Below are 15,412 nucleotides of genomic sequence, written 5' to 3' on the forward strand. Positions count from 1 at the left end.
TCATTACCTTGAAATAGAGGATATACGGCGCTTTAGGGCTGCCTTCACTGGGGTAATATGTAAGTAAAAATTCTTTATTTTCAGTTATTGTCCAAATAGCTTTTTAATAAAGCTCTTGCTTCATTCAGTTGCTGTGCCTGACTTTCAATCAACTGACGAACAGATTCAGGTAAGTTCTGGTATTTATCGGGATGGAACTCAGCCATCTTTTTTCGGTAAGCAGATTGTAAGTTCTGCTCAGTCAGTGAATTAGGCTGAATATCAAGAAGTTTGCACGCTTGAAGTTGTCCACCGTTGAAAGTAGAAGTAGTAGACTGATTCATTTCATCAGCCAGACATTGATAGATAATTTTGACCAGATCAGGAAATACGGCTTTAGAAACATTGGATACACGACATAAATGGGTCATGAAGAGATCCGCCTGATTCTGCTCAACCTGACCCAGTGCCATGGCATAAACCAGTTGTTCGATCATCTCCGTACGAAGCTTGTAAGCCAGCACATCTTTCAGTTCTGCAAAGCGATGTAATAATTCTTCATATTCAAAGTTGGGATGTTCAGTCAGTAACCTTTTAATATAGTGCTGTGATGCTTCATCATTCAGCTTTACAAAATGTTTAGATATTGCATGACTAGATTCAGGATTCCACTTACCCATATTGAATGTGATGAAATAAGCAAACAGATCAATAATTACCTTCAGTTCTGCATCAATCTGTGGTGGAGCCCGATCGGTTTCTGTTTCACCCTGACAAACTTCATTTAGAAATGAAGCCAATGTTCGTACTGTGCCCTTATCCAGTTGGGTAAAGGTCAGGGTTTCTATACGATTCAGTACGATGCCATGATTAATGACGCCAATATCTGCCTCGACATGATGAATACTTTTAAAGAGATAAACCGCTTCATCTCCAAAGCTTTCTTTATAAAAGAGTCCTGTCGCCGTCACACAAAGTCCAGCTTTAGCACTGCCAAATACCGTATCGTCAATTAGCATAAGGATTTCATCTGGATGAATTCCTTGAGGGAGATAACTCATAGCCCCTTGCAATTTTTTATAAGGAATAGCGGGTGCAAAATAAATATTGTCACTCGCTCTTAACATCAACATCCAACGGCTTTTCTGGAGTGATTCTCTCGATATGATTGTCATGGCAACTTCCCCAATTTAGCGACTAAAACAACCAACGTAGAAAATCAGCAGGCCAAACAAGTGCCCGACCCAAAGAATATGAACCAGAATAAATAGGGTACTGCCAAATCAAATACAGCCAATAACCAATCACAATGGTGAAATAAAGGCCAATCAATGGATGTTTCATTGTAAATTCCTCATTTTTTTAGGTAAGCCTATCCAACCCACTGCTCTATGGCAGCAGGTGAGATCAAAAGACAAACTAAGATTTAATGTGAATACGAGCTCTAAAGTTTATGTGCACATTGCTGACCAGACTTAAAAGACACCTCTTCGAAATCCTCTGGCATCCTGACTTGCATCATGCCAATCGCCTCCAGCTTTTCTTCACCATAATGTTCTTCCATCCTGTCGTAGAAGCAGGAACAGAAACTGCGACTTCCTCCCGTATTCCTACAGCTTTGTTTCATACCCTTTTCGAAATCAGAAGAACAACCAGTAACCAACAAAATACTGACACCTACCAAACCCATCAAAATTTTATTTTTCATCATTTTATCCAGTGACGTCGTCATGGAGCTTAGGCTTTTTTAGGCAACACGAAGCCTTGCCATGGTGTAGCTCACATGACATTTTTTTAAGTAAATTTTTAGACGAAAAGATCTAAAGCTTGAGAAACTAGAAGTTCATCAAATCCTATTAAAACTAATCAGGCGTTATAAAAAGAATATGCATAGCCAACTCCTTTATATTGGGAGTTCTGCCAAAGCATTAGAGAATTATGGTGGCAGAACGAGAAAGGGTTGACAGACCGGATTGGATTGACACCAGCACACTCGAAAGTGTCCCTCTCCCGTCCTACCGCAACGGGAGGAGACGAGATGTACCCTCAAAATTATTCCTCAGAAGGAATAACTCTGATGCAACCCAATAAAACGGTCTGTCAAAACCGACTGGCAATGTGGCCAGCAAGCAAAGGATAATGTGCAATATTTAAGGTGTCAATGATCTATCGACTAAGTCGTAAAGTGATTGTTATTGTTTTTCATTAGATTAATTCTTTAAACTAACCATTAGGTAAATTTAAGGATGATTCAGTGTTTCGGTTAAAGTGTCTTGGTGGTCCACTGTATGGACAAGAATATTCTCATGCTCAGGATGAGTTTATTTTTAAAGACAAACAGACAGGAAAGCAGACGCGTTATCGAAAGCAGGCTTTAAACTTCACCCCACCCCAAGAGTTCTTTATAGCAGAGTCAATTTCTACAACCGTAGCCTACAATCTTGCATTGCAATTAATGAAACGCTATTGAGACCTTTTAGTAATACAAAGACATACTATTAACTAACCAATAATGAGTGATTTTCTAGCACTTGATTCAGTCCATAATAAATTTATAATCCAGTAGAATGCTTCACAGTACTACAAGTTTAGTCCAACAATTATAACTCTAAGCTACATTTTGATTTTGACTACTTTTCACCCAAAACATCGCAAGTCGGTACAGAATCATCATAAGTCGGTACATAAATGGAGTGCAGTTTAACACCTAACACCCCTCTACAAATGCTCATAATTCACTCTCAAGTTAAGCTAAATCATTTTTAAATTATAAGTAGTTACGACTTATAATATATGCACTTCTTTTAAAATGAATAAGTGAACTTGATTACATGGCAACTTCAGCTAAAAAAAATGCTAAGGCTAAACAAGAAACCACATCTACGAGTAACATCAAAAAACTTATTGGCTTAATTGACCAACTTGAAGAACATATTATTAAAAGACATAAATTTCCCTATGGTTTGCCATCAGCCTATGCCGAACACTACAAAGCTTATTTACCCGAACAAATGGAACCTATCAGTGAAGAAATGACGGATAATGACCGAAAGTGGTTTTATGAACAGCTTGATCAAGGCTTATTAAAAGAATCGCCAGAACAAAAGGCTCTCCGTCAACAGGCATGGAGATTACCCCCACCATTACTTCGAGGTAAATCGGAAATTTACATCTACATTCCCGAAGAGGACCGACTTGCCCGACACTATGGCGAAATCGCGACTGAAATTCGTAAATTCAAAAACTTGGTATCAACTAAAACCAGAATATTCAAAAAAACAGCACAACAAGCTGAGAAACATTTTGAAGAAGCATTTCGTCTCTACTCCAAACATTATGATTGTTCTTTCTATATCTACACGCTACCAGAAGATATCTATAAACAGATTAGGCAATCTCAATTAGCCCGAAACAGCCATAAAAAATCCCAGAGGGTAAAAAAAACTTACCTCTCACTTGTTCAACGTTTTATTACCAGTAATCAAAAAACTTACTCAAGTATGGATACGGTTCTAGGAGCCATTGAGCAGCAAGCTATCTCAAAAATTCCAGAATACCTCACTCAAGAATACAATGCTGAAATAGAACATTGTTTACGAAAAAAAGAAGAAGCTGAATATTTTCTTTTTGCAGCTCGAAATGATCTATCTACAGCTGAAGTCAAAGAAATTGAAGAATATGGTAAAAAAACTGTAATCATACAAGCTCAGAACCGTGATCAACCCCTAACTTCTTTTGCAGGTCGCCCTATCGAACGTTATAAGGAAATAAGAGTATTTTATCAGAAAAAGATTTCTGCCTTAGAAACTCAAAAAAGTAAAATTAGAACCGACGATCAGAGAATGAAGTTACTGAATAGCGCTAAATCTTGGTTAAAGGAAAGCGAGCCAAGCCTATATGATGCGCTGAACATTTTTATAGAAAAGAAAGGTAGAAAACTTTAGAATTCCCCTCCCACCCCAATAAAAATCCGATCACTCACATAATTTATTTAGAGCCTGTTAGTTCTACACTGACATGCTCTTAAAAAAAATTAATAAATTTTTAAAAGAGTAATAATTACAATGAAATTTCTATATTTTAAAGATTTTAAATACATATATATCAGTAGCTTAAATAAATTCTTCGCAGATTTTTAGAGGGTGCTTAATTTTTTTCTAGAATTTCCCTTATGCAATCAAGCATACAAAACTTGCTACATAAGGAACCAATATGACCAACTCAAACCTAAGCCAGCAACACATCAAATTAATAAGTACATTCAATTGGAAGCTTAGCAATTTACGGGTGTGGGTCACCCAAAGAATAGCTCAACGAAGCCATTTAAATGCTGCATAACGCAGGACATCACAACTTTTAAAAAGTCCTCGTATTACCGTCATTTTTTGGTAGAGCATTCTCGAAGTAAAGTGCAATCGGCTTTTCGGTTTAAATACAATTGTAATAAGTAATATTAGATATATGTAATTAATCTACTAGATACTTATTGTCATAAGCAGTGTGCCTTAGCAAATACTGCTTATAGATTAGATTGATTTAATTGTGTATCCATTTGAGATGAATACACTCCAGATAGATTAGCCAATATCCACTCTACGCCTACCCTAATGGACATTTTTAAACGATGTCCATAGGGAGAGCATTTACCTCATGACGCCTGATACGTAATTAATTATTTGTATGTAGGTATACTATGAAATCTCTGAACAACACAGCTAAACCAATTCTTCCACCTATCGCACAGTTCTCAGTTGCAGATAGAGATGCATTCCTAGAACAGCTCAAGGAAGATTTTTCAACTCATGAGTACATGACAGAAAACGGTAAGATTAAAATATTCAAAACGAGTATAAACCCTGAAGTTGAAAAAATGCTCAGTCGTGTTGAGTTCATCAAGTATTTTGAGAAAGAGCGCCCAATCGCTACTCTTAAATCTGTTCAAAGTTTTAAGGGCAAAGAGCAACTACGTGTTGAATATGCGAAGGATATTCCACTTTTGCTTAAGTGCCAGCTTACAACAATCTTTGTGTCTGCTCACTCTGGCAATTACAAGATGGGCATAGAGTTACAGGCCTTTAAGGATTCATTCTTAGAACTTTCAAAGGAAGAACAATATACCCTTTATGAATTTTCTCTGATCAATCAGTGTTACACATCTGAACAGGCTCAGGCTTATGTTGCAGCTTTAATTAAATTTCAGAAGTTGTTTGCAATAAGAATGAGCAGTGCCTCAATTCGTAAACAACTTTCGAATCGTGCTAGTAATCGACGCCGTTCTAAAGAGCGTTGTGTTGAGCTTGTAGAGACTCTACTCAAGATCCATTCTCGAATCCTTGTTGTTCGAGTAGACCTAGGATTAATACGCGATCCAGCTAAGCTTCAACAGCTTGCTATCTCAACTGATTTTGCTCAGGCTGAACATGATAGTGAGTTTATGCAAGAGTCTTTTATTCGGTTCTATGATGCATCTAAGCATAATCAGCTTAAGCAAGCGCTCGGGTATATCCTGCGTATTGAACACACCCCAACCAAGGGATTCCATGGACATCTTTATTACTTCTTCAATGCCAATGACCATCGTGAGGACATCACGTGGGGGCAATATATTGCTGAGAAATGGAGGGTTGCTACAAACAATCTTGGGACTGCTTTTATCTGCAATATGAAGAAAGATGAGTACCGCTATCGTGCCTTAGGCATTTTGGAGTATACCGACCATGAAATGCTTAAGAATCTCAAGGCTACGTTTGACTACATATGCAAAAATGATCAGTACTTCGCCTTTACTAATGGAGAACAAATTCGGAGCTTCCGAACAAGCCAAATACCAAAAGTTCCTGCTACCAAACTTGGCCGTCCACGCAAGTTCGAGCAACTTAACCTACTAGACTCTGATCAGTCAGATGATGCTCAAGTAGGAGGACAGTAACATGACTAAGTACGCATCAGATGCTTTACTTGCAGCTACACATTCGTCATGCAGCATTCAACCTATTTGGGCTTACGATCTGATTGGTTCTGAGAAGTCAGCAAAAGCTCTTGGGAGATCAAAAACTACAAGCATGTTTGCAAAACAAAATTCTCAAAATAGTAATCAGGCATTATCTCTCAGTAAACCTGTTGAGTTGATTAGATCAGCATATCCATTAGTGACAGGCTCCCCTGTCACTAATGGGATGTTATCTGTTCGACTAAAGCCAGAGAACGAATTGTTTATTCAGTTTATTAAACATATGGGGCCTATGCTTAATGGGGGGATTTACTGCCACGATCAGTATTTTTCTAATCAAATTACGGGCTACCAATATATGCTCAACACTAGGCAGTTTAGTGAGGATTTAACAGCTTGGAATACAGAACAAAGTCGTGCTGAAGAGTTATTTGATTCGACAATGAAGGTTCTATTCAGAGACTACGCAGGCTTCGAAACACATGAGCTATATTTGCCAATGCTATTTACGCTTTCAGCGAATACTCCAATGTATTCGAAACAACAATATTTAGATCAGCAGAAAAAAGAGATGATCGCCATTTTCCTTAATGAAGGTGGAAATAATGAAATTATTGCCGTATTTTCGAAATGGGAACTTACACCCCAAGGACAATTAGCACTTAGGCTGGTGTTTTTACTGGAACGCCAGTTCATAGATGATCCTGTTGGTTCTTCTGATGAAAATGCTTTCATTGCCTTACGAGGTAATCTGGAAGGCCTATTTAATTGCAAAGCATATCCTGTATCTATGCCATTAAACGGGTTTATGCAAACTAATCATTTTTTTAAAAGTGATCCAAGGTGCAAAGATCTTATTAAGCTGCTCAAAACGTACCTGATAGGCAGTGATGCAGTCCTTCGAATTTGGGATACACAGTCCAATTTTGATGTGTTGTATTCAAAGTTTAAAACTAACTAGTTAAGAGGCTATTTCACAATGGGTGCATTCCAGTTAAACACCGCTGATTACCTATTTATGAAATATCGCTCTATGACTGTCGAATTAATGAGCATAGTACAAGACTACTATCCTCACTTAAGCAAGGCAGAGGCGCTGAGAAAGGCAAATAATCAAGAGTTTCCTTTCTCTGTCTTTAAAATAGATTCAAGCAAACGCGCACCATTTCTGGTGCACGTTAAAGACTTGGCTGATATCTTAGATAAGAAGTATTCTGAAGCTGCTAAAGACTTTGCTACGTTTCATCAATGAGGCGTAGCACCTCTTCCAATTGAATTACATTTCGCCTTGACTTCACAGAAACATACCGCTGTAAGCTCCCCCAAGAATCATGCAAACTTACTTTCTGAATTTCAGGAATAGTAAAACTTTGTTCTGCAAGTCTCGTACAACCTTCATGTCTCAAATCATGAAAATGTAAATCCTCTATTCCCAATATTTTACATGCTTCGCGAAACTCTTTTCCTATGCTTTTGGGATTCAAAGGTAATAAGAGTTGTTCATCATATCCTAATCGAAGCATACGACTCCGCACTTCATTATCTAATAAAAGTTCAATTATTGTTTTACAAGGTTCCAACACATCAAAAGACTTGTGATTACCTTTAGAACCGTTCGGATTTTTCAAATCATGAACTTTCCATGAAGAGTTGTAAGAATCATAATCTTGCAGCCATAAGCGTGTTAACTCTGCTTCACGTCTACATGAAAAAATTGCGAACCAAATAATTAAATGCATTGGATACTTAGTACCGTATTTATTTAACTTCCAACGCTCAGCAAAAAGTTTTGTTAAAGCAATTAACTCTTCCTTTGTAGGAAGCCTATCTCTCACTTTACTAGACGAGATTTGACGAGTTTTTCTAAGCTGTGCTGTAGCTTTATCGAAGTTACTTAAATCAACTTCCATACCCCACATAACAGATGCATGAGATAGAACACCTCTAATATGTAAAAGCTCATGCTGCTGTGTACTTGTTGCAATAGGTTCTAAACCAAGATTAGGCACGCCTCTTCGTCTTAGAGCCACATGCTCAGCCAAATGTATCGAATGTATTTTTGTGATAATATTGCGCGCAATTGGCAACTTCTTAATTAAGAGTAGAGAATAGCGTTTCGTCCTGCCGTACTCGCTCCCAACTTCATCCAAATATTTATCTATGGCATCTGACAAAGTTAGATCAATCAGTTGTTCTTTGCCAAGTAAAATGTCTGGATTTTCTTGAATCTCAACTTCTCTTTTTTTAAGCCAGTTTTCTGCCACTTTTTTTGAATAAAATGTTTTGCTTTCAGAATAAGCAGGATAACCTTTTTTGTTGATCCGGATAGCAGCTCGGTAACTAACACTTCCATCTGCACTTTTTCTGGCAGTAATTGACCCCATAATTTTACACCATGAACCATTTTTTTCATTATGGTGTAAATTCTGGTGTAAATGCAAACCGATTAACGCAGCTAAACATGAGTTCCCACAGATTCAAACAGGTTGCAAAACACTGATTAAAGGTATGATTTTTAATGACTATTAACAAAACCATTGAAACTATTAAATCTCCAAGAATCAGTGTAGCCCCAATGATGGACTGGACTACAAAGGATTACCGATTCTTTGCACGGTTGTTTAACCCAAACGTTGTGCTATATACCGAAATGGTGACGACAGGCGCGATTTTATTTGGCGATGCAAAACGCCACTTGGACTATAACGCTCAAGAACACCCAATCGTACTGCAACTCGGTGGTTCAAATCCTCAAGAACTTGCCACTTGTACAAAAATGGCTGAAGACTGGGGCTATGACGAAGTCAACCTGAATGTAGGCTGCCCAAGTGACCGTGTACAGAACAATAAAATCGGCGCATGTTTAATGGCAGAGCCAGACTTAGTTGCTGAATGTATTCATAGCATGCAAAAAGCGGTGAATATTCCAGTAACGGTAAAACACCGTATCGGTATTGATGACATGCAGTCTTACGAAGAAATGCTGCACTTCGTAGACACCGTTGCGGCAACGGGCTGCACGCACTTTGTCGTCCATGCCCGTATTGCGATATTAAAAGGTTTATCTCCGAAGGAAAACCGAGAAGTACCACCGCTACGCTATGAAGATGTTTACCGTTTAAAGCAAGAACGCCCGCACTTGACGATTGAAATTAACGGCGGAATTAAAACTTTTGCCGAAACTCAAGCTCATTTACAGCATGTTGATGGCGTGATGATTGGTCGTGAAGTCTATCACAACCCTTACCTACTTGCTGAGCTTGGCCAACTTTGGAATTTAGAAGCACCAGACCGTTTCGATATCATGGAACAGATGTTGCCTTATATTGAACAACGTATGGCGGAAGGAGCTCCACTCTCTATCATTACGCGTCATATTTTAGGTTTATTTCAAAATCTACCGGGTGCCCGTAAATGGCGTCAAGCATTAAGCGGTGGAAATGCAAAAACTTTAACTGATGTCGAGAATGCTATTCGAAACATGCAAGCTGCAATTATTCGTACTGAAGAATATGTGAAAGAGCATCAGGCTTAAGCCCACTCAGCCTTCTTAAATTGTAAGAAAATGTGGCATTTTAAATCAGAGACTTAGATTTTGAGTATATTCGCAAATGTCGGCTCGAAATATTCAAATTTAAGCTCTGATTATTTATTTATACTCAATAATATCAGTCACTTAAATTTTACTAGTTTTAGCCACTATTTTAACTAGGCTATTTTTTCGCAGTCAGAAATAAAAACTGGAAAAAAGATACATTATTACATAACATAAACAAAACTTTTAAGTTTGGGCAATTAGTATCTCTGAACGCCACAGGTAGGTGGTGATTTTCTAAATACGGATATAGGTAGTACGGGTAGAGATTTCACGATGATTATTTATGACGGACAAGTAGCTGATAACTATATGTATCAGGATTCAAATCAGGCAGCGATTGTTGTATCACACAGCACACCAAGCCTTCCTTATCCCTTCACCATGAAACCCAATAATCACCGCACTGAAAGCAATACCCCTCCCGCCATTGATGTAGAAAAATTCGTAGCAAAACTAGAAAGTGTTACTTCTAGACGCAGCAAAGCTCGTTGTGCACGTAGCATTCGTCTTGCACTTGAATCTGCTGGTGCCGATGTTGAAAACCACCCAATTGCAGCATCTGATTGGGGCGATACCCTGAAAAAGATTGGCTATAAAGAAATTAACCCAGCTTTTGATGAGCCTCAAGAAGGCGACATTTACATCATTCACAGAACTCGCAACCATGTTTATGGTCACATCGCTGGTTACACAGGAAGTGAATGGGTTTCGGACTTCAAACAAAGCAGTTACGACGTCTATAAAGATGACAACGTCACCTATACTTACTACAGATTAGGTTAATTTACTGCTTTTTAAGATCGAAACATTTGATGAATTTGCTCGGCACAATGCTGAATCATTTCATCCTGATCTTTTCTATAAACCAACAAAACTTCTGAGAATGACAAATCATCTGCCAAAGGTAAAAGCTTTACTTGGTTAGGCAAAATTTGTTTGAACTCTTCAGGAACTATACTGATTCCCAAATTTGCAGCGACCAATTGTAACTGCGAAACCTTACGTGACAGAATGGGGGCTTTTTGTGGAGTAAATCCTGTAGCTAAACACAGATTTGCGACCAAATAACTTAAGCCCCCTCTGTCGGCATGAGGTGTAGTTACAAAACACTCATCTTTCAAGTCTCTTAAATAAACCTTTTCTGCTTTAGCGAATTTGGCATGCTCAATATGCATAGCCACCATTAAAGGCTCTTCATATAACTTAAGAATGCTCATCTCATCTAGAGTGTGCCGAACGGGAGGTCTAATAAAACCAATATCAATTTCACCGTTCATTAAAGCTAAGATTTGCTGCTCTGATGACAAGGTATTGATCTCAAAACTCAACTGCTGCGTTAAGCTAACTTCTTTTAATATTTGTACCTTTTTATGATCCATAACAATGCTACTTGAATGAGCAATTTTAATCTGGCGGTTTTTCCCTTCCGAAACACTCTTGGCAAGATCAATAATTTCATTTAAGTAGAGCAAATTATCTTTTATTTTCTTATAAAACACTTCTCCCGCTGTCGTGAGTTTTACCCTTTTATCCGTGCGATCAAACAACTGAAAACCTATCTCTTCTTCTAATAGCTTCATTTGTCGACTTAAAGCAGACTGAGCAATAAATAGTTTTTCGGAAGCAGCGGTAAAACTCCCTTCTTCAACAATTTTTATGAAATATTGGAATTGTTTTAATGTGAGCATTACCATCTCAAAATTAGATCATTCGGTCTATTTTCTATATTAGATTAGATGAATATCCTTGACTAGAATTTTATTAAGACCATTCACTTGATTGAATTCTTCATGAAGTATTTAAAAGGTTTCGCAATATGCACCATCGTTATTTTAATTTTATGGTGCTTTAAATTTTATGATCAGCAACTACCTACACAGCCCCAGCAAGACCACATAGAGCTGTACGATTAAATAGTTTCTCTAAAAAGACAAAAGGCACGCCCTCACCTAAGCGCATGCCTTTTCAATATTTAAATTAGGCTTTCTTTAAATCGAGCTTTTTCAAAACTTCGGCCACAGCAATCATGGCAAAGCTTGAAGTCACCACTACCGCTGAACCATAGCCACCACAGCGCAAGCCAGCTGATGGGCAGACATCTGCACTTGAAAATGGATTGTCGATAGAATAAATGCAGGTAATGCCAAATTTCTCTTTTGGCTTTTTACAGATGCCACGAGCACGAAGTTGACTACGTAGCTTCGCTAACATTGGGTCTTGTTCTGTTTTTGATAAATCAGCTACACGGATTTTAAGTGGATCAAGCTTACCACCTGCCCCACCTGAAACAATCAAAGGTATTTTGTTAAAACGACAATGAAGCATTAAAGCCAGTTTTGCTTTAACGTCATCGATGCAGTCCAAAACAATGTCTGGTACAGGGTTTAAAAGCTCTGCGACATTTTCAGGTGTTAAGAAATCATCAATAATATTAACTTTAATACGCGGGTTAATTTGGCGACAACGCTCCGCCATAATCTCAACTTTTTCACAGCCCAGAGTAGATGTCATCGCAGGTAGCTGACGATTCACATTTGATGCCGCAACTACGTCCATATCGACTAGTGTGATCTCACCAATACCTGTACGTGCTAAAGCTTCTACCGCCCAACTGCCGACCCCACCAATACCAATCACCATCACATGACTTTTTTCATAGTGCTGGAACGATGAATCACCATAAATTTTGGCTACACCTGCAAAACGGCGGTCATATTCATCTTGTTGAAGATCGGTCATTGCTACTCTTTGAGGGGATATAAAACACGGAGAGTATTTTACTGCTTTTCAGAAGAAAGTGTATTTCAGATCAAAGAAAACTTGAGATGGTGATATTTAAATTCACGACAAGTCTTATCATTATAATTCAAGTACTAACAGCTAAATCTTCTTACTTTTTTAAAAAAGTAAGCAAAAACTTTCTCATTCACAAAACCTGTCATCTGTTCACGAGTATCAGAAGAATCGCAGAAACTATTATCTTTTTATAATGGGCAGGTTGTGAATGATGATTAGCTCAAGCAAATAAAATGAAAAGTTCTAATGTAAAGCTCAATTAATACCAACCAATAAAAATATTGATTGGTATTAATCTCAAGACAACATTAACCAGCAATCAAATTCCGCAGCACATAATGCAAAATACCACCTGCCTTAAAGTACTCAACCTCATTTAACGTATCAATTCGACATAACACATTAAAATGACTTGCTACCCCATTTGGCCCTTTCACATCAACTTCAAGAATTTCATGAGGCTGAATGCCATCCGATAAACCACGAATCGAAATAACCTCATGACCAGTTAAGTTAAGCGACTGTCTGGTTTGACCATCAACAAACTGTAATGGCAACACGCCCATACCCACCAAGTTTGAACGGTGAATACGTTCAAAACTTTCGGCAATGACAGCTTTAACACCTAGCAAATTCGTACCTTTGGCAGCCCAGTCACGTGAAGAACCTGTTCCGTACTCTTTACCAGCAATAATCACAAGCGGTGTATGTTCTTGTTGGTAACGCATCGCCGCATCATAAATAGCAAGCTTCTCGCCACTTGGCACATGAATGGTATTACCACCTTCTTCGCCACCCAACATTTCGTTTTTAATACGAATGTTGGCAAAGGTGCCTCGCATCATGACTTCGTGGTTACCACGTCGTGAACCATAAGAGTTGAAGTCTTTTGGCTCAACACCTTGTTCTTGTAAATATCGACCTGCCGGACTGTCTTTTTTGATATTACCCGCTGGTGAAATATGGTCGGTGGTTACCGAATCACCTAGCACTGCCAAAATACGTGCCTGTTCAATATTTTTAATTGGTTTTGGTGGCTCACCAATGCCTTCAAAGAACGGCGGATGGCGAATATAAGTCGAGTCATCAGCCCATTCGTAAGTTTTACTTTTTGGAATCTGAATCGCTTGCCAGCTTTCATCACCATCAAACACCGCAGCATATTCTTTGTGGAACATGTCGGTATTTACTTTTTGTAAGACAGCATCAATTTCTGCCTGACTTGGCCAGATATCTTTTAAGTAAACAGGTTGCCCATCTTTACCTTGCCCGATTGGTTGAGTCGTTAAGTCGGTACGGATATTCCCAACTAAACCATAAGCAACTACGAGTGGTGGCGAAGCAAGCCAGTTGGTTTTAACCAATGGATGTACACGACCTTCAAAGTTACGGTTACCCGAAAGTACAGATGCCACGTTTAGATCATGACACTGAATTGCATCTTCAATTGGTTCAGGTAAAGGACCCGAGTTACCAATACACGTTGTACAACCATAACCTACCAAGTTATAGCCTAACTCATCTAAATACGGGGTAAGTCCAGCAGCCAATAAATAGTCGGTTACGACTTTAGAACCAGGTGCAAGTGAACTTTTTACCCACGGTTTACGCTGCAAGCCTTTTTCAATGGCTTTTTTAGCAAGTAAACCTGCCGCCAGCATTACACTTGGGTTAGAGGTATTGGTACATGAAGTAATTGCTGAAATGACGACATCACCATGATTTAACGGATATTCCTGCCCTTCAATCACACAAGATGGGCTTTCATGCTGAATATTGGCTTTGGTCGCTTCTACAGCCGTACCACCACCGCCTTCATTTTCCAAACGCTCTTTGGCTTCTTTGGCTGGCTTAAGTGTTAGCTCCATGAGCGCATTAAACGTTTTTGGTACTTCTGATAAAAGCACACGGTCTTGAGGGCGTTTTGGACCTGCCAAACTTGCCTGAACCGTACTCATATCTAAACTTAAGGTATCTGTGAAAACAGGTTCATCACCTGGATTACGCCATAAGCCTTGTGCCTTGCTATATGCTTCAACCAATGCAATACGGTCACTTTGACGACCAGTTAATTTCAAATAACCCAAAGTCACTTCATCAATTGGGAAGAAGCCACAAGTTGCGCCATATTCAGGTGCCATGTTGGCAATGGTCGCCCGGTCAGCAAGTGGTAACTCGGCTAAGCCATCACCATAGAATTCTACAAATTTACCTACCACACCTTTTTGGCGAAGCATTTGAGTAATGGTGAGTACCAAGTCAGTTGCCGTAATTCCCTCTTGTAATTTTCCGGTCAGTTTAAAACCGATCACTTCAGGAATAAGCATAGAGATAGGCTGACCCAACATGGCAGCTTCTGCTTCAATACCACCAACACCCCAACCTAAAACCCCTAAACCATTAATCATAGTGGTATGTGAGTCTGTACCTACTAATGTGTCAGGGAAAGCAAAGGTTTGACCATTGTCTTCACCTAACCACACCGCTTGAGCCAAATACTCTAAATTGACCTGATGGCAAATACCGGTACCCGGTGGCACAACACTAAAGTTATTAAATGCAGATTGTCCCCAACGTAAAAATTGATATCGCTCGCCATTACGCTGCATTTCAATTTGAACGTTTTCTTCAAAAGCCTGATCATCGGCAAAATAGTCCACCATCACGGAGTGATCAATGACTAAGTCTACAGGTGATAAAGGATTAATTTTTTCAGGGTCACCGCCTGCTTGTGCCATTGCAGCGCGCATTGCAGCCAAGTCAACAACTGCCGGAACACCGGTAAAATCTTGCATTAAAACCCGTGCAGGTCGATATTGAATTTCCTGATCGGAAGTACGGGTTTTTAGCCACTCAGCTAAAGCATAAATGTGTTCTATTTTAACACTGTGCTGATCTTCAAACCGTAATAAGTTTTCCAACAGTACTTTTAATGATTTCGGCAGTTTGGCAATGTCACCTAGCTTTTTCTCGGCTTGGGTTAAGCTAAAAATCTGATAATTGCTGGAACCTACTGTTAGCGTCTGTAGAGCATTAAAACTATTGATATTGCTATACTTAGCCATTGGGTTATCCTCCCATGTCTGGCA

General features: G+C 38.9%; 15 protein-coding genes. 8 read left to right on the forward strand and 7 right to left on the reverse strand.

The features are described from left to right. Positions 1-80: 80 nt before the first annotated feature. From J582_RS06060 to J582_RS0104325, 3 genes are all read right to left on the reverse strand, one after another. Positions 81-1,106, reverse strand: coding sequence for a J domain-containing protein (locus tag J582_RS06060; RefSeq protein WP_000942646.1), 1,026 nt, complete (start codon positions 1,104-1,106; stop codon positions 81-83). A 70-nt stretch (positions 1,107-1,176) separates the two neighbouring features. After that, positions 1,177-1,323 (reverse strand): hypothetical protein, encoded by a 147-nt coding sequence (locus tag J582_RS26935; protein WP_000682545.1) that lies wholly within the window; start codon positions 1,321-1,323, stop codon positions 1,177-1,179. Positions 1,324-1,423: 100 nt separating this feature from the next. Continuing rightward, a complete protein-coding gene (locus J582_RS0104325; protein ID WP_000790976.1) occupies positions 1,424-1,687 on the reverse strand; it encodes a hypothetical protein in 264 nt (87 codons plus the stop codon). Positions 1,688-2,233: 546 nt separating this feature from the next. Between J582_RS0104325 and J582_RS06065 the strand changes: the two genes are divergently transcribed. From J582_RS06065 to J582_RS06085, 5 genes are all read left to right on the forward strand, one after another. Next, positions 2,234-2,449, forward strand: coding sequence for a hypothetical protein (locus J582_RS06065; protein WP_000489165.1), 216 nt, complete (start codon positions 2,234-2,236; stop codon positions 2,447-2,449). A 361-nt stretch (positions 2,450-2,810) separates the two neighbouring features. Then, positions 2,811-3,923: a hypothetical protein gene (locus J582_RS06070; RefSeq protein ID WP_000235770.1), complete on the forward strand. Its 1,113-nt coding sequence runs from the start codon at positions 2,811-2,813 to the stop codon at positions 3,921-3,923. A 749-nt stretch (positions 3,924-4,672) separates the two neighbouring features. After that, positions 4,673-5,908: a YagK/YfjJ domain-containing protein gene (locus tag J582_RS06075; protein ID WP_000838814.1), complete on the forward strand. Its 1,236-nt coding sequence runs from the start codon at positions 4,673-4,675 to the stop codon at positions 5,906-5,908. A 1-nt stretch (position 5,909) separates the two neighbouring features. Next, positions 5,910-6,890: a hypothetical protein gene (locus J582_RS06080; RefSeq protein ID WP_000170392.1), complete on the forward strand. Its 981-nt coding sequence runs from the start codon at positions 5,910-5,912 to the stop codon at positions 6,888-6,890. 18 nt (positions 6,891-6,908) lie between these two features. Then, on the forward strand, positions 6,909-7,181 hold the full coding sequence (locus J582_RS06085) for a pyocin activator PrtN family protein (RefSeq protein ID WP_000500676.1): 273 nt from the start codon (positions 6,909-6,911) through the stop codon (positions 7,179-7,181). On the opposite strand, the gene J582_RS06090 is transcribed toward J582_RS06085, so the two are convergent. Next, positions 7,165-8,313: a tyrosine-type recombinase/integrase gene (locus tag J582_RS06090; protein WP_000534873.1), complete on the reverse strand. Its 1,149-nt coding sequence runs from the start codon at positions 8,311-8,313 to the stop codon at positions 7,165-7,167. The two genes, J582_RS06085 and J582_RS06090, sit on opposite strands and share 17 nt — an antisense overlap. A 134-nt stretch (positions 8,314-8,447) precedes the next feature. Here J582_RS06090 and dusA point away from each other — a divergent pair, with 134 nt between their 5' ends. Continuing rightward, on the forward strand, positions 8,448-9,464 hold the full coding sequence (dusA, locus tag J582_RS06095; protein ID WP_032047487.1) for a tRNA dihydrouridine(20/20a) synthase DusA: 1,017 nt from the start codon (positions 8,448-8,450) through the stop codon (positions 9,462-9,464). A gap of 336 nt (positions 9,465-9,800) precedes the next feature. Next, entirely contained in the window at positions 9,801-10,310 is a 510-nt protein-coding gene (locus J582_RS06100; RefSeq protein ID WP_002050979.1) for a hypothetical protein, read from the forward strand. An 11-nt stretch (positions 10,311-10,321) separates the two neighbouring features. On the opposite strand, the gene J582_RS06105 is transcribed toward J582_RS06100, so the two are convergent. Then, complete coding sequence (locus J582_RS06105) at positions 10,322-11,215, reverse strand: LysR family transcriptional regulator (protein WP_032047488.1); 894 nt, start codon at positions 11,213-11,215, stop codon at positions 10,322-10,324. 102 nt (positions 11,216-11,317) lie between these two features. Here J582_RS06105 and J582_RS25755 point away from each other — a divergent pair, with 102 nt between their 5' ends. After that, positions 11,318-11,440 (forward strand): hypothetical protein, encoded by a 123-nt coding sequence (locus tag J582_RS25755; protein ID WP_009503237.1) that lies wholly within the window; start codon positions 11,318-11,320, stop codon positions 11,438-11,440. Positions 11,441-11,504: 64 nt separating this feature from the next. On the opposite strand, the gene J582_RS06110 is transcribed toward J582_RS25755, so the two are convergent. Further along, complete coding sequence (locus J582_RS06110) at positions 11,505-12,266, reverse strand: ThiF family adenylyltransferase (RefSeq protein WP_000130925.1); 762 nt, start codon at positions 12,264-12,266, stop codon at positions 11,505-11,507. A gap of 365 nt (positions 12,267-12,631) precedes the next feature. Beyond that, positions 12,632-15,388, reverse strand: a complete 2,757-nt coding sequence (acnA, locus tag J582_RS06115) for an aconitate hydratase AcnA (RefSeq protein WP_032047489.1) — start codon at positions 15,386-15,388, stop codon at positions 12,632-12,634. Positions 15,389-15,412: the final 24 nt, after the last annotated feature.

This window comes from Acinetobacter sp. 1566109 (assembly GCF_000582255.1).
In the GTDB taxonomy this organism is placed as follows: domain Bacteria; phylum Pseudomonadota; class Gammaproteobacteria; order Pseudomonadales; family Moraxellaceae; genus Acinetobacter; species Acinetobacter nosocomialis.

Coding starts and splice junctions, on each gene's coding strand:
- J582_RS06060 (WP_000942646.1), bottom strand. CDS start 1,106: ATGTTAAGAGCGAGTGACAATATTTATTTTGCACCCGCTATTCCTTAT.
- J582_RS26935 (WP_000682545.1), bottom strand. CDS start 1,323: ATGAAACATCCATTGATTGGCCTTTATTTCACCATTGTGATTGGTTAT.
- J582_RS0104325 (WP_000790976.1), bottom strand. CDS start 1,687: ATGAAAAATAAAATTTTGATGGGTTTGGTAGGTGTCAGTATTTTGTTG.
- J582_RS06070 (WP_000235770.1), top strand. CDS start 2,811: ATGGCAACTTCAGCTAAAAAAAATGCTAAGGCTAAACAAGAAACCACA.
- J582_RS06075 (WP_000838814.1), top strand. CDS start 4,673: ATGAAATCTCTGAACAACACAGCTAAACCAATTCTTCCACCTATCGCA.
- J582_RS06080 (WP_000170392.1), top strand. CDS start 5,910: ATGACTAAGTACGCATCAGATGCTTTACTTGCAGCTACACATTCGTCA.
- J582_RS06085 (WP_000500676.1), top strand. CDS start 6,909: ATGGGTGCATTCCAGTTAAACACCGCTGATTACCTATTTATGAAATAT.
- J582_RS06090 (WP_000534873.1), bottom strand. CDS start 8,313: ATGGGGTCAATTACTGCCAGAAAAAGTGCAGATGGAAGTGTTAGTTAC.
- dusA (WP_032047487.1), top strand. CDS start 8,448: ATGACTATTAACAAAACCATTGAAACTATTAAATCTCCAAGAATCAGT.
- J582_RS06100 (WP_002050979.1), top strand. CDS start 9,801: ATGATTATTTATGACGGACAAGTAGCTGATAACTATATGTATCAGGAT.
- J582_RS06105 (WP_032047488.1), bottom strand. CDS start 11,215: ATGCTCACATTAAAACAATTCCAATATTTCATAAAAATTGTTGAAGAA.
- J582_RS25755 (WP_009503237.1), top strand. CDS start 11,318: ATGAAGTATTTAAAAGGTTTCGCAATATGCACCATCGTTATTTTAATT.
- J582_RS06110 (WP_000130925.1), bottom strand. CDS start 12,266: ATGACCGATCTTCAACAAGATGAATATGACCGCCGTTTTGCAGGTGTA.
- acnA (WP_032047489.1), bottom strand. CDS start 15,388: ATGGCTAAGTATAGCAATATCAATAGTTTTAATGCTCTACAGACGCTA.